The 20612-nt window shown below is 62.0% G+C and carries 22 protein-coding genes; 3 read left to right on the top strand and 19 right to left on the bottom strand.

Annotated elements, in window-relative coordinates; all coding sequences use genetic code 11:
• Positions 1-76: 76 nt before the first annotated feature.
• The 3 genes from VGP39_RS00390 to VGP39_RS00400 form a co-directional block, all read right to left on the bottom strand.
• Positions 77-1423, bottom strand: coding sequence for an MFS transporter (locus VGP39_RS00390; RefSeq protein ID WP_327566133.1), 1347 nt, complete (start codon positions 1421-1423; stop codon positions 77-79).
• A gap of 260 nt (positions 1424-1683) precedes the next feature.
• A complete protein-coding gene (locus tag VGP39_RS00395; RefSeq protein ID WP_327566134.1) occupies positions 1684-3213 on the bottom strand; it encodes an aldehyde dehydrogenase in 1530 nt (509 codons plus the stop codon).
• A complete protein-coding gene (locus VGP39_RS00400) occupies positions 3210-3860 on the bottom strand; it encodes a GntR family transcriptional regulator (RefSeq protein ID WP_327566135.1) in 651 nt (216 codons plus the stop codon). Before VGP39_RS00400 ends, VGP39_RS00395 begins: the two co-directional genes overlap by 4 nt.
• A 141-nt stretch (positions 3861-4001) precedes the next feature.
• Here VGP39_RS00400 and VGP39_RS00405 point away from each other — a divergent pair, with 141 nt between their 5' ends.
• Positions 4002-4790 (top strand): alpha/beta fold hydrolase, encoded by a 789-nt coding sequence (locus VGP39_RS00405; RefSeq protein ID WP_327566136.1) that lies wholly within the window; start codon positions 4002-4004, stop codon positions 4788-4790.
• An 81-nt stretch (positions 4791-4871) separates the two neighbouring features.
• Here the strand turns inward: VGP39_RS00405 and VGP39_RS00410 are convergent, their stop codons facing one another.
• Positions 4872-5594, bottom strand: a complete 723-nt coding sequence (locus tag VGP39_RS00410; RefSeq protein WP_327566137.1) for a Crp/Fnr family transcriptional regulator — start codon at positions 5592-5594, stop codon at positions 4872-4874.
• 27 nt (positions 5595-5621) lie between these two features.
• Complete coding sequence (locus VGP39_RS00415; RefSeq protein WP_327566138.1) at positions 5622-6689, bottom strand: alcohol dehydrogenase; 1068 nt, start codon at positions 6687-6689, stop codon at positions 5622-5624.
• A gap of 229 nt (positions 6690-6918) precedes the next feature.
• Between VGP39_RS00415 and VGP39_RS00420 the strand changes: the two genes are divergently transcribed.
• Both VGP39_RS00420 and VGP39_RS00425 read left to right on the top strand, forming a co-directional pair.
• On the top strand, positions 6919-8433 hold the full coding sequence (locus VGP39_RS00420) for an ATP-binding protein (protein WP_327566139.1): 1515 nt from the start codon (positions 6919-6921) through the stop codon (positions 8431-8433).
• Positions 8430-8828 carry a response regulator gene (locus VGP39_RS00425; protein ID WP_327566140.1) on the top strand — a complete coding sequence of 133 codons (399 nt, stop codon included), beginning with the start codon at positions 8430-8432 and terminating at the stop codon, positions 8826-8828. The genes VGP39_RS00420 and VGP39_RS00425 overlap by 4 nt, the downstream gene beginning before the upstream one ends.
• Before the next feature lie 176 nt (positions 8829-9004).
• Here the strand turns inward: VGP39_RS00425 and VGP39_RS00430 are convergent, their stop codons facing one another.
• The 14 genes from VGP39_RS00430 to VGP39_RS00495 all read right to left on the bottom strand — a co-directional run bounded on the left by VGP39_RS00430 (position 9005) and on the right by VGP39_RS00495 (position 20610).
• Complete coding sequence (locus VGP39_RS00430; protein ID WP_414644535.1) at positions 9005-10000, bottom strand: Ldh family oxidoreductase; 996 nt, start codon at positions 9998-10000, stop codon at positions 9005-9007.
• Positions 9997-11205 carry a UxaA family hydrolase gene (locus VGP39_RS00435; protein ID WP_327566159.1) on the bottom strand — a complete coding sequence of 403 codons (1209 nt, stop codon included), beginning with the start codon at positions 11203-11205 and terminating at the stop codon, positions 9997-9999. The genes VGP39_RS00430 and VGP39_RS00435 overlap by 4 nt, the downstream gene beginning before the upstream one ends.
• 74 nt (positions 11206-11279) lie before the next feature.
• On the bottom strand, positions 11280-11603 hold the full coding sequence (locus VGP39_RS00440; protein ID WP_327566141.1) for a UxaA family hydrolase: 324 nt from the start codon (positions 11601-11603) through the stop codon (positions 11280-11282).
• Between the two features lie 71 nt (positions 11604-11674).
• A complete protein-coding gene (locus VGP39_RS00445; protein WP_327566142.1) occupies positions 11675-12460 on the bottom strand; it encodes a GntR family transcriptional regulator in 786 nt (261 codons plus the stop codon).
• Between the two features lie 31 nt (positions 12461-12491).
• The gene (locus VGP39_RS00450) at positions 12492-14249 is read right to left on the bottom strand and encodes an L-aspartate oxidase (RefSeq protein WP_327566143.1); all 1758 of its coding nucleotides are present in this window, start codon (positions 14247-14249) and stop codon (positions 12492-12494) included.
• A 4-nt stretch (positions 14250-14253) separates the two neighbouring features.
• Positions 14254-14862 (bottom strand): fumarate hydratase C-terminal domain-containing protein, encoded by a 609-nt coding sequence (locus VGP39_RS00455; RefSeq protein WP_327566144.1) that lies wholly within the window; start codon positions 14860-14862, stop codon positions 14254-14256.
• 10 nt (positions 14863-14872) lie between these two features.
• Positions 14873-15748 carry a fumarate hydratase gene (locus VGP39_RS00460; protein ID WP_327566145.1) on the bottom strand — a complete coding sequence of 292 codons (876 nt, stop codon included), beginning with the start codon at positions 15746-15748 and terminating at the stop codon, positions 14873-14875.
• 11 nt (positions 15749-15759) lie between these two features.
• Entirely contained in the window at positions 15760-16491 is a 732-nt protein-coding gene (locus VGP39_RS00465) for a sulfite exporter TauE/SafE family protein (protein ID WP_327566146.1), read from the bottom strand.
• A complete protein-coding gene (sdhC, locus tag VGP39_RS00470) occupies positions 16491-16835 on the bottom strand; it encodes a succinate dehydrogenase, cytochrome b556 subunit (RefSeq protein WP_327566147.1) in 345 nt (114 codons plus the stop codon). The genes VGP39_RS00465 and sdhC overlap by 1 nt, the downstream gene beginning before the upstream one ends.
• Positions 16832-17176, bottom strand: coding sequence for a succinate dehydrogenase (locus VGP39_RS00475; RefSeq protein ID WP_327566148.1), 345 nt, complete (start codon positions 17174-17176; stop codon positions 16832-16834). Before VGP39_RS00475 ends, sdhC begins: the two co-directional genes overlap by 4 nt.
• Positions 17158-17910, bottom strand: a complete 753-nt coding sequence (locus VGP39_RS00480) for a succinate dehydrogenase/fumarate reductase iron-sulfur subunit (RefSeq protein ID WP_327566149.1) — start codon at positions 17908-17910, stop codon at positions 17158-17160. Before VGP39_RS00480 ends, VGP39_RS00475 begins: the two co-directional genes overlap by 19 nt.
• 28 nt (positions 17911-17938) lie before the next feature.
• On the bottom strand, positions 17939-18943 hold the full coding sequence (locus VGP39_RS00485) for an ABC transporter substrate-binding protein (protein WP_327566150.1): 1005 nt from the start codon (positions 18941-18943) through the stop codon (positions 17939-17941).
• A 13-nt stretch (positions 18944-18956) separates the two neighbouring features.
• Positions 18957-19847: an ABC transporter permease gene (locus VGP39_RS00490; protein WP_327566151.1), complete on the bottom strand. Its 891-nt coding sequence runs from the start codon at positions 19845-19847 to the stop codon at positions 18957-18959.
• A complete protein-coding gene (locus VGP39_RS00495) occupies positions 19840-20610 on the bottom strand; it encodes an ABC transporter ATP-binding protein (RefSeq protein ID WP_327566152.1) in 771 nt (256 codons plus the stop codon). The genes VGP39_RS00490 and VGP39_RS00495 overlap by 8 nt, the downstream gene beginning before the upstream one ends.
• Positions 20611-20612 lie beyond the last annotated feature (2 nt).

The following is a 20612-nucleotide window of genomic DNA, read 5'->3' on the forward strand; positions in this document are numbered from 1 at the left end:
CCTGAAACAAGACGGGCGTTACTACGATGAGGTTCTCATGGCGAAGGATCTCCTGGAAAAATCAAGCTGAGCCGCCTCACGTCGCAGCCCCCGCTACCTCCTCCAGCCCGCGGTTGCGCGGCTCGACGCCCCAGGCCCACACCACGACGATCTGGACGAGCACAAGGCCGATCATCAGCCAGACCACGCCGGGCAACTGGTAGGACGTCATCAGGGCTCCGACGATGAACGGCGAGACCACGGTGGCGCCGCGGCCGAGCGTGTTGCAGATGCCGTTGGCGCGCAGCCTGATCTCGGTCGGGAACAGTTCCGGCGTATAGACGCCGAACAGGATCGCGGTCTGCACATAGATCGCGACGATCAGCACGAAGCCTGTGCTCAACACGATCGCCGGATCGTCCCCCGCGTGGAAGCGGGCATAGATGTAGCCGCTGACGATGGTGACGATGGACGCGCCGATGATGCTCCAGCGCCGCCCGATCGCGTCGGACAAATACGCGCCGACGGCGCAGCCGACCAGCGATCCGATCGACAGCACCAGCGTATAGGCAAGCGAATTGGCGATGGTCAGGCCCTGGCGCAGGAAGAACTGCGGCAGGAAGATCACGAAGCCGAAGATCAGCGTATTGATGGTGATCAGCACCCAGCAGCCGACCAGCAGGCGCTGCAGCAGCGGTGGTTTCAGCATGTCCATGGCCGCGACCTGCGGTACCGGAGCCGGCACCACCACCGGCGGCAGCGTACGGCCGCCGGCGGATTCCTTTTCGATGCTCTGCATCAGCGCTTCGGCCTCCTCGGTGCGGCCCTGCGATTCAAGCCAGCGCGGCGATTCGGGAAGGTTCTTGCGCAGATACCAGACGACCAGCGAGCCGATGCCGGCGATGACGAACATCGGACGCCAGCCGAAAGCCGGGATGATCAGATAGCCGAGCAAGGCGGTCACCGGGAACCCGGCCACCACCAAAAACGCCATCATCGACAGCCAGCGCCCGCGCGTCTTCGGCGGAACGAATTCGGTCAGCGTCGAATAGCCGACCACGATTTCGGCGCCGAGGCCAAGGCCCTGCACGAAGCGGCAGGCGATCAGCTGATTCATGTCCTGCGCAAAGGCCGCCGCCAGCGACGCCAGCCCGAAAATCAAGAGATTGATCTGATAGGTGAAGCGCCGCCCCATCTTGTCGCCAACAAAGCCGGTGATCAGCGCGCCCAGCGTCATACCGACAAAGGTCAGCGAAATGAACTGCAGGTTTTGCGGAACGGTGGAGAATTTGCTCTGCACCGCCGATGCCAGCACGCCGCCGGCGATGTAGAGATCATAGCCGTCAAAAAACATGCCGGCGCCGACCAGCCAGAAAATCCGGTAGTGAAACGACGAGATCGGCAGCCGGTCGAGACGTGCGCCGGCGTTTACTGCTGAAGTCATGAAGTTTCTCCCCCTTGTAATTCGGCCGCCGGTCTTCTCTGGACGCAGGTCGCGCCGGTGGTCAGTCCTTTCCCTCTCCCCGCAGGGGAGAGGTCGAAGCCGGAGCGCAGCGCAGGCTTCGGGTGCGGGGTCTCTTCGCGGGCACTGGACTCGCCGAGAAACCCCTCACCCGGATTGCATCTGACGATGCAATCCGACCTCTCCCCTGCGGGGAGAGGTGACCTGAATGCCGAATCCGACTCAACTTCAATTCATCATGCTCAGTTCAATCGTTTCTGACTCGCCGTCTCGCGATACCAGTCGAACGGCTGGTCGTGCGTCGCGACCATCACGCTCTTGACGTTGAAATGGTCATCGAAGCTTTCGGTGCCGAACTCGCGGCCGAGCCCAGAGTCGTCGACGCCGCCCCAGGGCGAGGCCGGATCGAGACGGTGATGATCGTTGATCCAGACAATGCCGGCCTTGACGGCGGCTGCCACCCGATGAGCGCGGCCGATGTCGCGGGTGCGGATCGCAGCCGCAAGCCCGAACGGAGAGTCATTGGCAAGACGCAACGCGTCGGCTTCATCCTTGAACGGCGTCACCGAGGTGAAGGGGCCGAACACCTCTTCCTGGAAGATGCGCATGTCGGATTTGACGTCGGCGAATACGGTCGGCTCGACGAAGTAGCCATTGTCATGACCCGGCACGCGAGCGGCGGCGCCGCCGGTCACCAGCCGGCCGCCATCCTCGACGCCGAACCGGGAATAGGTCAGCACACGATCGCGCTGCCGCGCCGAGATCACCGGCCCGAGCTGCGTGGCCGGATCGAAGGGATCGCCGATGCGGATGGTCTTTGTTTTCGCCTTCAGCTTTTCCACGAATTCGTCATAGATCGAGGCCTGCACGATATGCCGTGAGGCGCAGACGCAGGTCTGCCCTGCCCCGATGAAGGCGCCGAACGCGGCATAGTTCACGGCTTGATCGACGTCGTAGTCGTCGAACACCATCACCGGGGTCTTACCGCCGAGCTCCATGGTCTGGTGTGCGAACACTTTTGCCGCCGAGCCGCCGGCGATGCGGCCGGCTTCGGTGCCGCCGGTCAGCACCAGCTTGTTGATATCAGGATGTTCGGCGAGCATCCTGCCGGCGCTCTGGCCAAGGCCGAGCACGACATTGAATACGCCGGGCGGCAGTCCGGCCTCGGTGAAGATCTGCGCCAGTTTCAGCGTGGTGAGCGGCGTGTATTCCGATGGCTTTACGACGGTGACGCAGCCGGTTGCCAGCACCGCGGCCAGCGACTTGCACATGATCATCAAGGGATGATTGAACGGCGTGCAGTTGGCGACGATGCCGATCGGCGTGCGCAGCGTGTAGTTCAGATACGAGCCTTCCACGGGGATCACCGAATCGCGGCGCGCCAGCGCCAGCCCCGCAAAATAGCGGAAGAAATCCGGCAGCCGCGACAGCTGCGCGCGGGTCTCGTTGACCGGGCGGCCGTTGTTCAGCGTCTCCAGCCGGTACAGCTGCTCCAGATTGGCCTCGAATGCGTCGGCAAGGCGATTGACCAGCCGCGCGCGCGAGCGGATGTCCATGCCGCCCCAGCCCTTGCCTTCGAATGCGGCGCGCGCGCTCTTCATCGCGCGATCGATATCGTCGGCAGTGGAATTCGGAATCCGCGCGATGACATCGCCAGTGGCGGGATTGCGGACGTCCAGCATCTCGCCGCTGCCGGCCTCGATCTCGCGGCTGTCGACAAAATTGCCGTGGATTTCGACGTCGATCGCGGCGTGTTTCGCAGGAATGTTCATGGCTCTCTCCTTTCGACGATTACTGCGTTACGCGCCAGCGCCGGCAGCACCCGCTTTTCGGTCTGCACGATGTGCGCCTTGATGATGCGCGCGGCACTTCGCGCGTCGCGGCGCTGCATCGCCTCGATCAAAGCAACGTGTTCGGCGACCAGTTGCGCCGGATCGTGGCCTTTGACATTGGCGACGCTGACACGCACCAGACGATCGGCCTGCCCGATCAGGTCGCACAGCGCCGCCGCCATGCGGCGGTTGCCCGACGCATGCGCCAGCGCGGAATGGAAGGCGCGGTTATAGGCGATGAAGTCTTCGTGGTTGCCGGCGAAGCGCCTGTACCCGTCGAGCGCCTTCAGCACATCCTGCGGCGCGTTCTCGATCGCTTCGGCGACGCAGGCCGGCTCCAGCGCGAGCCGAAACCGCAACAGGTCGCGCGCATCGCTAAGCGAGATCGGATTGACCCGATAACCCTGCCGCGGCTGCACGGTCACGAGATGCTCGCGCTCCAGCCGCAGCAACGCCTCGCGCACCGGCTGGCGGCTGACGGCGTAACGCTCGGCAAGCTCCTGCTCGCGCATATCATCGCCGGGCGCCAGACGGCACGTCAGAATATCAGATCGCAGGTTTTCATAGACATTATCGCGCAAAAGCATCGTTTATGTCCTGTTGTGAACAGCAATTTTGCAGTCGTGAAATATTACGTCAAGGGAAAAGGGCTTGAAAAACGTGAACTTTAATTTATCAATCGGCGCGCCGGAGCTTTCGGGCCGCCCGATCGGGAAAGAACACATCGCATGGACAGGCGTTTCGCCAATGGCACCGTCAACGCTTCGCAATCCGGTAACGGCCCGCCGCTGGTTCTGTTGCATTCGCTGCTGTCAGATCGCGCCAGCTTCGACGGGATCGTTCCGGAATTGTCAAAGTCATTTCGGGTGGTCGTTCCGGAATTGCCAGGCTTCGGCGAATCTGAGGCGGTCCGCGGCGGTCTTGCCGCCGTGGCTGACAGGATGGCCGGAGCGATCGATGACTGCGCGGACGGCGAGGATGTCATCGTACTCGGCAACGGCTATGGCGGCTTCGTCACGCTGCAGATGGCGATTCGCCATCCGAACATCGCAACGAAACTCATTCTTGCCGATTGCGGCGGGTCGTTTTCCGAACCCGGCCGCGAGGCTTTCCGCAACATGGCGGCGGCGTCCAAAGCCAAGGGTCTGGAGGCGATCACCGACGTCGCGATGCGCCGGCTGTTCGCGCCGGAATTCCAGGCGGCAAATCCCGGGCTGATGCGCGGCCGGCGCGAGGCATTCCTGCGCACAGACCCGGAAGTGTTCAGAGCCGCCTGCGATGCGCTGGCGGAACTTGACCTCCGGCCCCAACTCGGGCAGGTCAAGGTCCCCGTGCTTGTCCTGGTCGGCGAACACGACGAGGCGACGCCGCCGCCGATGTCCCACGAAATCGCCGCGGGTTTGCCGCAAGCCCGTCTCAAGATCATTCCGGGCTGCGCGCACGTCCCGCAACTGCAGGCGCCACAAGCGTTTTTAGCAGCGATCGGCGATTTCTTAGCGCCGGCCGCCGCGCGCTAGACCTGGTATCGAGCGGCAACCGGTGACGGAAACGCTTAATTGGTTCTGAAGATTCTAATGGACCTTGCCGGCAGCCTACCGCTATTCGCCTTTCGATCCCGCTTCGACCAGCGCCTGCAGCGACCCGGCGTCCAGAACAACGATGGCTCCGTGTTCGAGGCGAACCCATTTGCGGGTTTCCCAAGCCCGCAATTGCTTGTTGATGCTCTCCCGTGACATTCCCACCATCTCGCTGATTTCCTGCTGGGTGACGGTAATGGTGCGCCCCGGCGATGGTTGATGCCTTTCGGTCAGCCGAATTAGCGCGCTGGCAACGCGCCCCGGCAGGTCCTGAAGAATGATCTGCTCCACATGCTCGCTGGTCCACCGCAGCCGCGCGCACAGCAGTTCGATGAATTTCATTGCAAGCGCCGGCTGGCTTCGCACGAAGGGGATGAATTCGCGGCGATCGATGACAAACAGTTCGCAATCGGAATTGGCGATGGCATCGGTCGTTCGCTCGCCGCCGTCCAGCAGTGCGATCTCGCCAAAAACTTCGCCGGTGCCGATAAGATTGAGGATCGCGCTGCGGCCTTCTGCGGAGGAGGTGCTGATCTTCACGGTGCCGGAGATCACGGCATACAGGCTATTGCCGACATCTCCCTTGGAACAGATCGTCGCGCCGCGCTTAAAATTGGACAGCTTGGCATAGCGGCAAAGCTGATCGAATGCGGCCGGCTCAAGATCGCTGAAAATCGGATGCTTGCGCAGCACGTCCAGCTTGCTGCTGGAAGGTCGCGGTTCGTTCTTCCTGTCCTGAGACATCCCCAATCACAGCTCCGAAGTAAACACCTACGGCGTCAGTACTGCGCGCCCGACAAGCTTGCCTTGCCGAAGGTCGGTGAGCGCCTGATTTGCCTTGGCGAGCGGCATCGGCGTCACCGGAATCGGTGCGATCTTCCTGGTTCTTACCAGATCCAGCAATTCTGCGGTTTCGCGCAAGTTGCCGACATAACTGCCCTGAATGGTGACCGCCTTGATCGGGATCAGCGGCAATGCCCAGGTCGCGCCGCCGCCGAACAGGCCGACGATGACGAGCTTGCCGCCCTTGGTCAGGCAGTCGAACCCCAGTTGTGTGGTCGCGGCATTACCTACCAGATCGATCACCGCCCTGATCGGACCGCCGGCTTTCGCCGCGAGTTGCTCCAACGCATCAGGCGCCGCGCCATCGACGGTGGCAAGCGCGCCGGCTTTTTCAGCGGCTTCGCGCTTGCGCGCATCGATGTCGACGACGATCGCGCCCTTGCCGCCCATCGCCTTCAGCAGCGACAGCGCCATCAGGCCGAGGCCCCCGGCGCCGAAAATCACGATCGGGCTGCCGAAATCCGCCTGAACTTTTTTCAGCGCGCTGTAGGTGGTGACGCCAGAGCAGGCATACGGTGCCGCAGTGACAGGATCGAGACCTTTCAGATTGAGCAGATATTTCGGATGCGGCACCGTCATGTGATCGGCATAGCCGCCATCGCAGTGCACGCCGAGCGAGGAAGGCTTCAGGCACATATTCTCTTCGCCGGCGAGGCACACCTCGCATTTGCCGCAACCCAGCCAAGGATAGACCAGGGCGATGTCGCCGACCTTGAGATCGCCTTTATGGTCGGCCTTGGCGTCCGGCCCGAATGCCAGCACTTCCCCGACGGTTTCATGCCCCATCGTGCGCGGCAACGATACGCCGCGGTCTTTCAGCGAGAGCGGCTTGCGGCCGTGGCCGAGGTCGTAGCCGCCTTCCCAGATGTGCAGGTCGCTGTGGCAGACGCCGGCCGCCTTGACCTTGATCAGCACCTGCGTGCCGGCGGGCTGCGGGGTAGGCTGGTCCACCTCTTTCAAGGGGGCGTTGAAATCGGTGACCTGAAAACTCTTCATTTACGGCTCTCCCGTCGGGGGCTTTTTGCTCTTGACCCGACTTTGCCACGTCTTGCCACGCAGCGTCGAGAAAAACTCTCCGCGCTCATCCATGCATTGCTCGCCCAAGCCGAGGCGATCCCGGGCTCGGCAACCATTGAGCGATTTCACCACCTGTACGGACGCATCCGGATTGGGTAGCCTTTGACCGTATTGATTTTTACGGCTTTCCCGGCAAGGGTTAATATTGATGGCGAAGCGCGTTCAAACGCTGCGCAAATCTTCGACGGCCCGAAAGCCGCCGACCAAGCGTAAACGCGCGCCTGCAACGTCTGTGGACGTCGACGTTAAAGAGGAAATTACAAATCTCCGCCGCGAGCTAGCCGAGTCGCTGGAGCAGCAGACCGCGATCAGCGACATCCTGCGCGTGATTTCGAGTTCGCCGGGCGACGTCCAACCTGTGTTCGATACGGTCGCCGAGCGCGCCGCCCGCATCTGCGGGGCCCAGTTCGTGGATATTATTGTCGTCCAGGATGACGTGATGCATCAGAAAGCCAGTTTCGGCAACCTCAAGGGGCTGGACGCCGATGAGACAGTGCCGCTCGACCGCACCACTGTCATGGGCCGTGCCATCTGCGACAAAAAGCCAATTCATATCGCTGACGCGTTGGCAACAGGGCATGACTTTCCCAACGGACTGCAACTCGCAATCAGATTCGGTCACCGAACAGTCCTTGCCGTGCCGCTGGTCCGTGAGGGCCGCGCGCTCGGCACCATCCTGGTCCGCAGGACCGAGGTCCGCCCGTTCGAGGACAAATACATCGCGCTGCTGAACACGTTCGCCGATCAGGCCGCGATCGCGATTGAAAACGTTCGTTTGTTCGACAGCGTCGAGGCGCGGACGCGCGAATTGACGAAATCGCTGGAGGAACTGCGGACGGCGCAGAACCGGCTGGTGCAGACCGAGAAGCTCGCCTCGCTCGGACAACTTACCGCGGGCATTGCGCACGAGATCAAGAATCCGCTCAACTTCGTCAACAATTTTTCCGCGGTTTCCGTCGAGCTCCTTGATGAATTGCAGGCGGCACTTCCCGAGGCCGGGCTCGACAACGGCCCGAAGAAGGAAATCAACGATCTCGCGAACCTGCTACGCGGTAACCTCGACAAGATCCTGCAGCACGGCAAGCGCGCGGACTCCATCGTCAAAAACATGCTGCTGCATTCGCGCGAAGGTTCCGGCGAGCGCAGGCCGGTCGATCTCAACAGCATCATCGACGAAAGCCTTAATCTTGCCTATCACGGCGCCCGGGCCGAAAAGCAGGAATTCAAGATCAGGCTGGAGCGGTCCTTCGACCCCACCGCCGGTGAAGTCGATCTGTTTCCGCAGGAAATTACGCGGGTATTTCTCAACCTGATTTCGAACGGCTTTTACGCGACGATGAAGCGCAAGGCGGAGGCGAAACTGGACGGCTATGAACCGACTCTCGCTGCCGCGACACGCAATCTCGGCGACAGCGTCGAGATCAGGATTCGGGACAATGGCGGCGGTATCCTTGCGGACGTGAAGGAAAAAATGTTCAACCCGTTCTTCACCACCAAGCCGCCCGGCGAGGGAACGGGACTTGGTCTCTCCCTGAGCTACGATATCATCGTCAAGCAGCATGCCGGATCGATCGAGGTCGACACCGAGCTCGGCGAATTCACCGAGTTCAGGATTATTCTTCCGCGCGCGGCAGCAACGGGCACGACAGGAGCAAACAGTTGAGTTTCCTTATTCTCGTCGTCGACGACGAAGCCGATGTCGAGATGCTGTTTCGCCAGCAGTTCAGACGCGACCTCCGCGCCGGCCGCTTCACCATGGATTTTGCCCAGTCGGCGGACACCGCGCTGCAACGCATCAGCGACGCGGCCGGTGCATCGTTGATCCTGATCCTCTCCGACATCAACATGCCGGGAATGAGCGGCCTTGAACTGTTGCCGAAGGCGAAAGCCGCGCGGCCGGACGTTCCCGTGATCATGATCACCGCCTATGGCGACGCCGATACGAGGCGGAAGGCGCTGGAAGGCGGCGCAGAGGCGCTGCTGACCAAGCCGATCGATTTTGCCGCGCTTCGCAGGGAAATCGACAGCCGCGTTGGGAACGTCGAGCAAACGGGCTGACCCTTCACCTCTCCCGCAGGGAGAGGTCGGACTGCATCGTCAGATGCAATCCGGGTGAGGGGTTACACTCTATCGATAGTCCGCAGGCCCCTCACCCGGTTCACATCTGGCGATGCGAACCGACCTCTCCCCTGCGGGAAGAGGTGAAGATCGCGCGCGACCGCTTCGGCATGAGCTCAACTATTTCCGGCTGCCGCGGCGGCGATCTCCGGCGCAATGATAATGCCATCGCGCGCCGCGCGGCTCCGGTTGGCGAGGCGACGCGTCCCCGGCAGACGTGCGCCGGGCTGCCGCTCGACCGCTGCCGCCAACGTCGCGATACGCTCGCCGAATTGTGCGTGGCCGAACGCCGACGGATCGATCGCGAGCAGCAATTGACCGGTCGCGGGCGGCGGGCCGTTTCCGTCGAGAAACGAGGATGCCTCGAAGGCGAGGTTTGCGCCTGGCAGACAGGCAGCCAGTACTTCCACCATGACGGCGAGTGCAGCCCCCTTCGCGTCGCCAAGCGGAATCATGCTTCCTTGCAGAGCTTGCTCCGGATCGCTGGTCGCATTGCCGTCGGCATCGAGCGCCCACCCTTCCGGAATAGATTGGCCGCGCTGCTTGGCGGCCACGATCGGCCCGCGCGCCACCTTGGACAGCGCGAGGTCGACAACCACCGGTTCACGACCTTGCAGAGGGGCTGCGAACGCGATTGGATTGGTGCCGAATACCGGCTCGCGTCCGCCCCACGGCGCCATCGCGCCCGGCGTGTTGGCGAACAGCAACGCGACCAGGCCTTTTCGGGCGAGCGCTTCGCACGGCAAGCCGGTCTCGCCGCAATGATTGGAGCGGCGGATCGATGCGGCTGCGATGCCCTGCTCGGCCGCAAGCGCCGGTAATTCCGCGACGGCAAGCTCGATTGCAGGATAGGCGAAGCCGTTGGCGGCATCGATGGCCAATATGCCGGGGCGCGTTCGCACCGCCGATGGCTGCGCTTGCCCGTCGATCTTGCCGCTTCGCACCATCTGCAGATAAGTCGGTATCCGCGACAGGCCATGGCCCTTGAGACCGTCGGCCTCGGCGGCGACGAGCGCGCGCGCCACCGATTGTGCGCACTCGACGCTGCATTCGTTGCGCACAAAGACCGCGGCGACCCATTCGATGGCGTCGCTGACCGAAAGAGTCGTCACGCGCTTCGATAAAGCTTCGTCAGCGAGAACTCGCGGTGGCCAAGCGATTCCGCCGCGGTCAGCCGCCCGTTGCAGGTGCGCACGATCATGTCGATCAGCGCGTCGCCGGCCTGGTCCAGCGTCATTTCGCGGCGAAGCACGCCGGTGACATCGACGTCGATGTGCTCGCCCATGGTGCGCAACGTCTTCGGATTGCCGCTGATCTTGATCACCGGCACGATCGGATTGCCAATCACGTTGCCCTGCCCGGTCGGGAAGGTGTGAACCACATAACCTCCCGCCGCCATCAGAGTCACGCATTCGGCCGCCGCCGACGAAGAGTCCATGTAATAGAGACCCGGACCTTTGGCGGGTGCCTCGGCCGGCTCGAGCGCGTCGATGTAGCGGCACTTGCGGCCGATCTTCTCCAGATTGCCGAGCGCCTTTTCTTCGATAGTGGTGAGGCCGCCGGCGATGTTGCCCTTGGTAGGCTGGGAGTCCGACAGATCGTTGGTCTTGTGCGCCTCGATCACGTCGTCCTGGTACGCCTTCCACATCTTGTACCATTTCTCGGCGATCTCGGGACTTGCCGCGCGCTCGCGGCACAGATGCTCGGCGCCGGTGATCTCCGATGTCTCGCCGAACACGCCATAGATGCCGTGCGGGATCAGCTTGTCGTACATGTTGCCGACGGTCGGGCAGGATGACAGGCCCGTCGTGGTGTCGGACTCGCCGCATTTGGTGGAAACCCAGAGGTCCGAGATCGGGCATTCCTCGCGCTTCAATTCGGATGCCCACTGCACAAAACGCTTGGCCTGATAGCTGGCCTTGGCAATCGTCGCGATATCGCCGTGGCCTTCAATGCCGAAGCCGACCACCGGCTTGCCGGTCTTGGCGATTCCGTCGACCACGCGCCCGGTCCAGCCGTCCTCGATGCCGATCACGACCACCGCGGCGACGTTGGGATTAGACCCGATCCCGATCAGGGTGCGGAAAAACAGATCGAGATCCTCGCCGAACTGCAGCCGGCCATAGGCATGGGGAATCGCCATCGTGCCTTTGACATTGTTCGCTACTGCCTCGCACGCGGAGTTCGACAGATCGTCGAGCGGCAGGATGACCACGTGATTGCGGACGCCGACGCGGCCGTTCTCGCGCTTCCACCCCCGGAAGCTAGCTTTCGCAAAATCGGATGAGGCGCGTTTGCTGTCGAGCGATTTGGTCATCAGTTGATCGGGCGCGCCGCCAACAAATGGGGACGACATTTCGTGCGCAATGGTCGTTGCCATGATGCTGCTCCTCACCAACGCTTGGTTTTCATGTTCTGGGTGTGGACGTGATGTCCCTTGCCGGCCGATGCGACCATGCGGCCGACGTCCTGGCCGTATTTGATCACGGTGTCCTTGTCGGCGAGATCGATCAGCGCGACCTTGTGCCCGATCGGAATGTCGTCCCTGACGTCGACCGTGAAGGTCGAGTTGTCCTCGGTCACGACACCGAATGCTTTTGTGCCGGCCTTCAGGCCCTCAACTACCACAACGGCGACATTGTCCTTTGGACTGTGCGCCAGAACCTGGGGGATGTTGGATTTATGACCTGCGGTGCTACTCACTTGCGCGTTCATTCCTGTCTCCACGCTACGATCTTGAGTCTTGTATAAGATAGCAAATCTGACGCGGCAAGCGCGGCACACCTTTATTTGAGATCGCTGAGATAATGCGATTGATCGGTACGGCACAGCGATCTTCGCCATTCCGCCGGCGTGCCATCAACCCCCAGCGCGACGCGGTCGATCAGCAGGATCGGCTCACCCGGTTCGCTTTCCAGCAGTTCGACCTGACGCTGACCTGCGGCAACGGCCTTCAGACTCTCCGAACCACGCGCAATGGTCACGCCATACTTCACCGAATAGAGCGCGTAGAGATTGTTCGGCAAATCCTTGATCCGTTCGATGCCCGGAAACAGCCCGCGCGGCAGCACGATGTTTTCGTGGATGCAGGGACGTCCATCCAGCGACCGCACGCGCTCGATGGCGACGGTCGATTCTTTCAATCCAATTCCAAGCCGCTTCGCCGCCAACTCATCGGCCTTGGCGACCGAAACCGAAATCGTGCGGCTTTCCGGAAAGCGCCGCACGCCGTTGTCGGAAACCATCCGGAAGAATTGAAACAGGATGCGCTCTTCGTCGTGGGAGGCCACGAAGGTGCCGCGGCCCTGCCGGCGCACCAGCAGGCTTTCCGAACTCATCTCATCCAGCGCCTTGCGCACGGTGCCGGGGCTGACCCCGAGCCCCGCGGCGATCTCCGGCTCGCTCGGCAGCAACTGGCCCGGCGCCCAGCTGCCATCGCCGAGCCGCTTCATCAGCAGTTCCTTGACCTGGCGGTACAGCGGCCGATAGCCGAGCGATGCGTGCGCGGCGCTTGCAGCAGGCGGCGTCGGTCTCGTCTCGGACCGCTTGCTGTTCCCCTTCGCGCTGTTCATCGGTCGGCTCTCGTGCTGGAATGGATGTGCATTACGAATGTGCTGCAAGAACCGCAGGCGGAGCTTCCGGCGTTTCTTCAAGCAATGTCTGACCCGGCTCGATGCGGGTAAAGTGCACCGGCTCCGTCGTGACTTCGATATCGTTGTCGTGCATCCGCACCACCGTATAGCGCGAGGACGCAAGCTCGGAGGTCGTCGGGTAATCCTCGCGAAAATGCGCGCCGCGGCTGTCGGTGCGGGCCTGCGCCGCGGCGCAGATGGTGCGGCTGACCTGAATGAGATTTTCCAGGTTCAGCCGATCGGTCCAGGTCAGGTTGTAGCGCCGGTCGCCGTCGGCAACGCCGCAGCGGGCAACCGCGGCCTGCAAATCGTCGAGCGCCGCGGCGCCGCGCGCCAGCCCCTCGCCGCTTCGCAGGATGCCGACGTCATCCCACATCGTCTCCATCAGACCTTCGCGGATTTCGTTGAGATCGCCGGACGGACGGCCAAGCGGCGAAAACGCGCGGTCGAGCGACCGCTCGATCGCGGCGGGATCGGGATCGGCGAGACTTCCCTCGCGCAGCACCGCGCGCGCCATCGAGGCGCCGGCGATACCGCCGAACACCGTCGAATTGGCAACGCCGTTGCCGCCGAGCCGATTGGCGCCATGCACGCCGCCGGTGTCCTCGCCGGCAGCAAACAGCCGCGGCATTGCGGTGCGGCAGTCGAGGTCGAATGCCACGCCGCCCATCATGTAATGCGCGGTCGGCACCACCTCGACCAGGCCGCCGGCGAGATCGAACCCGCAATCGGCGCAGCGTTCCACCATGCCCTTGAACAGTTTTGCAACGTTCGCCGGGCCGAGGTGGCTCATCTCGATGTGCACGCCGCCGTTTTTGGTCGCGAGACCTTTGCGGATCTGGTACATGATCGAACGGCTGACGACGTCTCGCGTCGCGCGCTCGCCGCGCTCGTCATAGTCGAACATGAAACGCGCGCCGCTGGAATCGAGCAACCTTCCCCCTGCCCCGCGAAGACCTTCTTCCAGCACCGTCCCCGTCATCCGCGTGCCGGCACCGGCAAGCAGGCCGGTGGGGTGAAACTGCACCATTTCCATGTCGCGTAGCGCAAGTCCGGCGCGGAGCGCCATTGCAAGGCCGTCGCAGGTCTTGTCGCCTGAGGGCGTGTGATACTTGTACATCGTCGGGCCGCCGCCGGTCGCAAGCAACGTTGCCTTGGCGCGGACAAGGCTGGGCTCGCCGGTCCGCATGTCGAGCATCAGCACGCCGGCGAGACCCGATCCATCGGCAGCCGGAATGAAATCGAGTGCGCGGTGGTCCTCCATCCGGTTGACGTCGCGTCGCCAGACCTGTTCGGAGAGCCGGTTGATGATCTCGATGCCGGTGAGGTCGCCTTTGTGGACGGTGCGGTCGAAGGTCTGCCCTGCGAAAGCCTTCTGGTGAACGCTGCCGTCGGGATTGCGATCGAAGAAGCAGCCGAGCTCGTTTTCAAGCTCGCGGATCCGGACCTGGGCTTCCGTGACGAGCTTCCACGCCAGATCCTGGTCGTTGAGCCACTTGCCGCCCTCGACCGTGTCCATGAAGTGGCGTTCGACGGAATCGCCGGGCGCCAACGCGACGTTGTAGCCGCCCTGCACCATGCGCGTGCAGCCACATTTGCCAAGCAGCCCCTTTACCGCGACCGTCACGTCAAGGGCAGGGGCAGTCTTCTTCGCGTGTAACGCCGCGAACAATCCGGCGCCGCCGGCGCCGAGAATGAGGATATCGGTGTCGATGCGGCGGAGTTCCATATGCTCAGGCCGCCCCGATGCTCTTGAGGATCGCGTCGCGCCGGCTGGCTACCTCTTTCTGGTTATCCGCAAACAGCGAGCCCCCATGCGAATCCATGCCGACCAGCAGCGGGCCGAAATGCTTGATGCGGAATCGCCACAGGCTTTCGGGATGCAGGTCGTCGAGGTCGACGTCCTCGATCTCCTCGATCCAGGTGGTCTCCAGCGCGGCCGCGCCTCCGACGATGGCAAGATAGGCGCCGCCCAATTCCTTGAACGCGGCCGACGTCTCCGGCCCCATGCCGCCCTTGCCGACAATGATGCGGACGCCTTCGCGCAGCATCAGCGGACGCGTAAAGCGCTCCATGCGCTGTGACGTGGTGGTGCCGATACAGAATGGCGTGTAGCCGGCCGGCGCTTCCGGCGAGATCGGCACCTTGTGCACGTTTGGCGCGGTATGGATCACGGCATGGCCCTGCAGGTCGAGTCTTGTCCGGCGATCGCGGTCGAACATGTGGATCAAGGTGGCGTCGCGGATTCCATACAGCGTCTTTTCCAGCGTTACGGTATCTCCGACCTTAAGCGTTCGCGCCTGATCCGACGTGATCGGCATTTCGAGGATGTGATGCGTCATGACCGCGTCCTCACGATGAAAACGCGATGCCGCCGGGCGTGATCGTCGCCCGCGCGCGGCGTGCCGAATGGCACTGGATATTCACGGCAACCGGATTTTGCGTGATGTGAGTCGCCGCGACCTCGACATGAACGGCGAAACTGGTCGAGCGCCCGCCAAGGCCCTGCGGGCCGATCCCCAGTTCATTCACCGCGCGCGACAACTCGGTTTCGATCTTTGCCCCGTCCTCGTCGGAGCATACCGAGCCCAAGGGACGGGTCGCGGCGATTTTTGCAAGGTGCATGCAGAGATCCGACGTACCGCCGATCCCGACACCGACGATGGTCGGCGGACACACGCGTCCACCGGATTCGATCACCCGGTCGATGACAAACCGCTTCACCGCATTGATCCCGTCGGACGGCAGCAGCATCTGCAGGAACGAGCCGTTCTCCGACCCGGAGCCCTTCGGGATCATTTCGATCGATACCGTCTCCGGCTGCTCGTCGAAATCGACATGGATGATCGGCACCCGGATACCGCTGGAGGTCTGGTTGTTCTTCCGGGTAATGGGATGCACTACCGAGGACCGCAGCGAATATTCGTGCGTGGCGCGCTCGCAGCCGGTGCGGATGGCACGCTTCAATCCGGCGCCGTCGAATTCGATGTCGCGCCCGACCACGACGTTGTAGATCGGAATGCCGGTATCCTGGCACAGGATGTTCTTGGTGCGCTCGGCGACCGCGATATTCTCGATCATAGTATCGAGGATGGAACGTCCGGTCGCGTCGGTTTCGGTGCGCACCAGTTCCTTGAACCCGGCCTTGATGTCCGCGGGAAGGATTTTCAGCGCCTGCACATAAAGCGTTTTGCAAATTTCTTCGACTTCTCGCAGATCGAGCAGCATGAAAAATCCTCCTAGAGCACGAGGGACAGGCCGGACGCGATGAGCATCGCGGACAACACCTGCTTGAACCGGCGCTCGTCGAGCCGGCCGTAAATTTGAAATCCGAGCCATGCGCCCGCCGCAAGCGGAGGCAGCGCCCAAAGGAACAGTGTAACCCCGCCGCGATTGAACGATGCGGCGCCGACCAGCAGCAGCGTGGTCACATGCGCGAACAGGATAAACGGCTGGTAGACGCCTCGGGCCGTATTCTTGGGCCATCCACGTAACTGCGTCCACACCGTCGGGATCACGCCGGAATATCCGCCGATCCCGCCAAGCACGCCGCCGATAAATCCGATCGCGCCATCGGCGGTCCGTCCTCCGAACGTTAGCTGGGGCAGCCGCGGCGTAACCAACGCGTAGCAGCCATATAGCGTGAGGAAGCCGCCGAGCGAGATCTTCAGGACGCTACCGTTGAATTGCGTCAGCGCCAGAACGCCAAGGGGGATACCGACGACGGCACCGATGACGAACGGAAACAGTCGCGCCGGTTCGATCGAACCCCGGATCGGCCACACCAATGTGATGTGCAGCAGCGTGCCGCAGGCGACCACCAATGCGGTCGTCTGCAATGGCTCCAGTCCGTGCAGCCAGATCGACGACGCCACCAGCGCAAACGCAAATCCGGCGCTGCCCGCGGCAAGCGCGCCGAGGAATGCCCCCGCCCACACGATCGACAATGTCTGCATGGAAAGCGCGACCATCACACCATTCCGTTCAACAGAAACAACAGCCCGATCGTTACCGAACAGGCTACGCAGGCGGACAGGACGATCGCGCCGCGCTCACGCACGGCGAAGAATTCGATCGCCAGCACCCGAATGCCCAATGTCATGTGCAGGCCGAGCGCGGTAACCAGTCCCCACTCCGCAACGCGGACAAACGTATTGTGGGTGACACCGAGAAAGCTCTGAAACAAATCGGCACTGCTGAGCGCGGTCCCGAGCGCGATAAAGTGCATCGGCAGGAAGATCGCCAACGCGATGCCGGAGAGACGATGTAGCATCGCTGCCAAAAATCCAGGCTTGAGGTGCGGATTGCGGATCATGCCATGTAAACCGCGAGCGCGGCCCTTATGCCAAGAACCAACAGCAGCGCCGAGAACGCCAGCATCGCAATGTCGAGCGAACGGCCGCGCCATTTAGCCCATTCGCGCAAGATCGAGCGCAGTCCGATCGGCGCATGGATCGCCGCGGCAATCACGAAGACCAGATAAAAGCCCAGGAACCAGCGGTTGCCATGGGTACGCGCCAGTATCTCGCCTGCGGTCAGACCGCCACGGACCGCGTAGATGATCGTGACCAAATGAATCGTGACTGCGAACGCAAGGACGACCGCGGTGCTGCGCTGGGCTAGATAAAGAGCCGGGGTCATCGCCAGCGCTTCCATGCGCGCGCTGAGGTCGCACGTTTCAGTCCCGCGATCGAGAAGGTCGGCGAGAGCGCCTTAGGACAGAATTCGGTGCAGCTCATATGGCTGTGGCATGAGTGACAGCCGGCATCGCCGGAGACAGCCTGAAGGCGCTCGTCCTGGCCGCAGTCGCGCACGTCATTGACCAGGGTCCAGGCTCGATTGAGCGCGGCAGGACCGAGATAATCCTCGTTCCAGGAAACCACATCGCAGGCCGAATAGCAGATTCCGCAATTGATGCATTCGATGCCGGCATCAGCGGCCTGACGTTCCGCTGAGTCAGGCTCAACGACTGCAAAATCTTCGGGCGGACTCTCGCCGGGCTCGAAATAGCCGTGCGCGCTGCGCCATTTATCGAAGAACGGCGCCATGTCGACCGCGAGATCCTTCACAATCGGCAGGTTGCGCAGCGGCTCCAGCCTGATCGTCCCGATCTCCAGCTGATCGACCCGCGTCCGGCAAGTCCAGCGCGGACGTCCGTTGACGACCATCGCGCAGGAGCCGCACATCCCGACCCGGCAGGCGAAGCGATAGGACAGCGTCGCATCCTGGTCGCGCTGGATCTCGGTCACGACATCCAGCACGGTCTGGTTCTCGCGGCGCGGCACCTCAAAACTTTGAAAGTCCCCGACGCGGCCGCCGCGCCATACCGCAACCGTCATCGCGTCGACTGGATGCGATTCGGAATCTTTGATTCTGGCGTGAACGTTCATGCCTTCAACTCGATCGCCGTTTGCCCGGCTAACTGCCCGGCGCGCCGTGGATGCCACTGAAGAAAATGTCTTTCCAGTCGTTTGTCTTGGTTGCCACAAGGCCGGCCCGGTTCATGTAGTCGAGATAGGTAAGGATCTTCTTCGGCGTGGTGCTCCATTCGTTCTGCGGATTCCTGATGATCTTTTCAGCGTCGGCCGCTGAGAGCTTGGAATTCTCGGCCTTGACCCATAGCGCAGCCGCCGCGGCAGGATCGGCCTTGATGCGGGTCATGCTTTCTTCCAGCGCATCCAGAAACGCTTTCACGATCTTAGGATTGGCATTCACAAATTTCGAATTCGCCCAGACCGTGTTGAAGGTGTGCGGCCCGCCGAGAACGTCGTAGCTGTCCAGCACCTTTTGCACGCGCGGGTCGGCCAGTTCCATGTCCTGAAATGGCGCTGAACCGAAATGCGAGTTGATCTCGGACTTCCCGCCCAGCATCGACGCGAGCGCATCGGGATGGCTCATCGAGACCGTAAAAGAATCCAGCTTGTCCTGCTGGCCTTTACCGAAAACTTTTTCCGCGGCTATCTGCAGCGTGACCGCCTGGATCGAGGTCTTAACGCCGGGAAGCGCGATCTTGTCCTTCTCGGTGAAATCCTTGATCGTCTTTATGTTCGGATTGGTGGTGACCAGATAAAGCGGCATGGCGTTCAGCGCCGCCACGCCCTTCACCATCACATTGGTTTGGGTCTTGCCCCAGATCGTCAGCAGCGGCCCGACGCCACCCGATGCGAAATCGAGATTGCCCGACAGGATCGCGTCGTTCATTGGGGCGCCGGCGGATAGCCGCAGCCACTCCACCTTGATGTCGAGCCCTTGCTTCTTTGCCTGCTGTTCGAACAGTTTTTGTTCTTCCATCATCGTCAGCGGCAGATAGCCCAGTCCGAACTGTTTTGCGATGCGAACTGTGTCCACTTCGGCATGCGCTGCGCCACTGAAACTGACGCTCAGAAGTCCGATCGCCGCGGCCACCAATGTTTGAAATCTCATACCGTTCTCCTTGTCACGAATGCATGCCCCAGCGGCCGATGGTCTGGTTCTCGATGGTGCGGAAGATCACGTTCTCGATCACAAGGCCGATGATGATCACCGTCAGCAGGCCTGCGAACACGTTTGGAATATCCAGCGTGTTCTTGTTCTCGAAAATGAACCATCCAAGTCCGCCCGAGCCGGAACTGACGCCGAACACCAGTTCGGCGGCGATCAGCGTACGCCACGCGAAAGCCCAGCCGATCTTCAAGCCGGTTAGAATGCTGGGAAAGGCCGCTGGGATCAGTATCTTCCAGATATAGCGCGGCCCGGTGAGGCCGTAGTTTCGCCCCACCATTTTCAGCGTGTTGCTGACGGACAGGAAGCCCGAATGGGTGTTGAGCGCAATCGCCCAAGTCACCGAATGCACCAGCACGAAGATAAGGCTGCCATTGCCGAGCCCGAACCAGATCAGCGCCAGCGGCAATAGCGCAATCGCCGGCAGCGGATTGAACATCGAGGTCATGGTTTCGAGGAAATCCGTTCCGATGCGCGACATGATTGCAAGCGCCGTCAGCAATGCCGCGAGTACGACGCCGCAGGCATATCCCATCAGCAGCACCTTGATGGACGACCACGCGCGCGCCGGAAGCACGCCGCTGAGGATGGCATCGACAAAAGCACGCACAGTGGCGCTGAACGTCGGAAACAGCAGATCGTTGTTCAAAAAGCGCCCGTAGGCTTCCCAGATGAACGCCAGCACCACCAGGATCAGCAGCTTGCGAAGCCAGACCTGATTGTAGACCCGCTCAATCGTCGACAGCGGCTTCTGCACCACGGCGAACTGCGCGGTCTGATCGCGGACGATCTCGGGCCGCAGCGGCGCGATGTTATCGTCGGTCATTGCCATCCGAGGCTCAGACATTCTCCGCCTCCTCGATCTGGTCCGAGAACAGCATGTGCTGGATGCGCTTTTCCAGCTCAATAGCGTCCCGAATGTGCGCGCCGCTGTTCAGCTCGGCCTTCACCTGCCCTGGATGCGGCGACAGCAGCAGGATTCGCGTTCCGATCTTGATGGCTTCGGGAATCGAATGCGTCACGAACAACACCGTGAAGTGCGTCTCGTCCCACAGCGCCAGAAGCTCATCCTGCATCTTGCGGCGCGTGAGCGCGTCCAGTGCTGCGAACGGCTCGTCCATCAAGAGGATATCCGGCTCCATCGCCATGCCGCGCGCAATCGCCACGCGCTGCTTCATGCCACCGGACAGCGTATGCGGATAAGCGTCGGCGAAGTTAGCGAGATTGACCTTGTTGATGTAGTACATCGCGCGTTCTTCCACCTCGCGCCCCGGCATGCGGCTGGACGATTCGAGCGGAAACATCACGTTCTGTTTTACCGTCTTCCACGGCAGCAGCTGATCGAACTCCTGAAACACCATCATGCGATCCGGACCGGGATGCTTGATCAGATTTCCCTTGAGCCGGATTTCGCCCTCGGTCGGCATCATGTAACCGCCAACCGCCTTGAGCAGGGTCGATTTTCCGCAGCCTGACGGTCCGAGGAGAATGAATCTCTCTGCTTCGAAGACCTGGAAGTCGATTCGATACGTGGCCGTCACCAGATGGTCAGGCGTCTTGTATTGCAGCGTGACGCCTTTTACCTCGAGCAGCGGAGCGGTCGTGTTCATAC

Origin of the sequence: Bradyrhizobium sp., assembly GCF_036009065.1 — a bacterium.
Lineage (GTDB): Bacteria > Pseudomonadota > Alphaproteobacteria > Rhizobiales > Xanthobacteraceae > Bradyrhizobium.

What these genes read in the sequence shown, in the direction of transcription:
- sdhC (WP_327566147.1), bottom strand. Translation starts at nt 16,835, where the DNA reads ATGATCCGCAATCCGCACCTCAAGCCTGGATTTTTGGCAGCGATGCTA.
- VGP39_RS00495 (WP_327566152.1), bottom strand. Translation starts at nt 20,610, where the DNA reads ATGAACACGACCGCTCCGCTGCTCGAGGTAAAAGGCGTCACGCTGCAA.
- VGP39_RS00435 (WP_327566159.1), bottom strand. Translation starts at nt 11,205, where the DNA reads ATGACCAAATCGCTCGACAGCAAACGCGCCTCATCCGATTTTGCGAAA.
- VGP39_RS00390 (WP_327566133.1), bottom strand. Translation starts at nt 1,423, where the DNA reads ATGACTTCAGCAGTAAACGCCGGCGCACGTCTCGACCGGCTGCCGATC.
- VGP39_RS00395 (WP_327566134.1), bottom strand. Translation starts at nt 3,213, where the DNA reads ATGAACATTCCTGCGAAACACGCCGCGATCGACGTCGAAATCCACGGC.
- VGP39_RS00450 (WP_327566143.1), bottom strand. Translation starts at nt 14,249, where the DNA reads ATGGAACTCCGCCGCATCGACACCGATATCCTCATTCTCGGCGCCGGC.
- VGP39_RS00465 (WP_327566146.1), bottom strand. Translation starts at nt 16,491, where the DNA reads ATGGTCGCGCTTTCCATGCAGACATTGTCGATCGTGTGGGCGGGGGCA.
- VGP39_RS00455 (WP_327566144.1), bottom strand. Translation starts at nt 14,862, where the DNA reads ATGACGCATCACATCCTCGAAATGCCGATCACGTCGGATCAGGCGCGA.
- VGP39_RS00440 (WP_327566141.1), bottom strand. Translation starts at nt 11,603, where the DNA reads ATGAACGCGCAAGTGAGTAGCACCGCAGGTCATAAATCCAACATCCCC.
- VGP39_RS00460 (WP_327566145.1), bottom strand. Translation starts at nt 15,748, where the DNA reads ATGCTGCTCGATCTGCGAGAAGTCGAAGAAATTTGCAAAACGCTTTAT.
- VGP39_RS00490 (WP_327566151.1), bottom strand. Translation starts at nt 19,847, where the DNA reads ATGTCTGAGCCTCGGATGGCAATGACCGACGATAACATCGCGCCGCTG.
- VGP39_RS00485 (WP_327566150.1), bottom strand. Translation starts at nt 18,943, where the DNA reads ATGAGATTTCAAACATTGGTGGCCGCGGCGATCGGACTTCTGAGCGTC.
- VGP39_RS00445 (WP_327566142.1), bottom strand. Translation starts at nt 12,460, where the DNA reads ATGAACAGCGCGAAGGGGAACAGCAAGCGGTCCGAGACGAGACCGACG.
- VGP39_RS00420 (WP_327566139.1), top strand. Translation starts at nt 6,919, where the DNA reads ATGGCGAAGCGCGTTCAAACGCTGCGCAAATCTTCGACGGCCCGAAAG.
- VGP39_RS00480 (WP_327566149.1), bottom strand. Translation starts at nt 17,910, where the DNA reads ATGAACGTTCACGCCAGAATCAAAGATTCCGAATCGCATCCAGTCGAC.
- VGP39_RS00400 (WP_327566135.1), bottom strand. Translation starts at nt 3,860, where the DNA reads ATGCTTTTGCGCGATAATGTCTATGAAAACCTGCGATCTGATATTCTG.
- VGP39_RS00410 (WP_327566137.1), bottom strand. Translation starts at nt 5,594, where the DNA reads ATGTCTCAGGACAGGAAGAACGAACCGCGACCTTCCAGCAGCAAGCTG.
- VGP39_RS00405 (WP_327566136.1), top strand. Translation starts at nt 4,002, where the DNA reads ATGGACAGGCGTTTCGCCAATGGCACCGTCAACGCTTCGCAATCCGGT.
- VGP39_RS00475 (WP_327566148.1), bottom strand. Translation starts at nt 17,176, where the DNA reads ATGGAAGCGCTGGCGATGACCCCGGCTCTTTATCTAGCCCAGCGCAGC.
- VGP39_RS00415 (WP_327566138.1), bottom strand. Translation starts at nt 6,689, where the DNA reads ATGAAGAGTTTTCAGGTCACCGATTTCAACGCCCCCTTGAAAGAGGTG.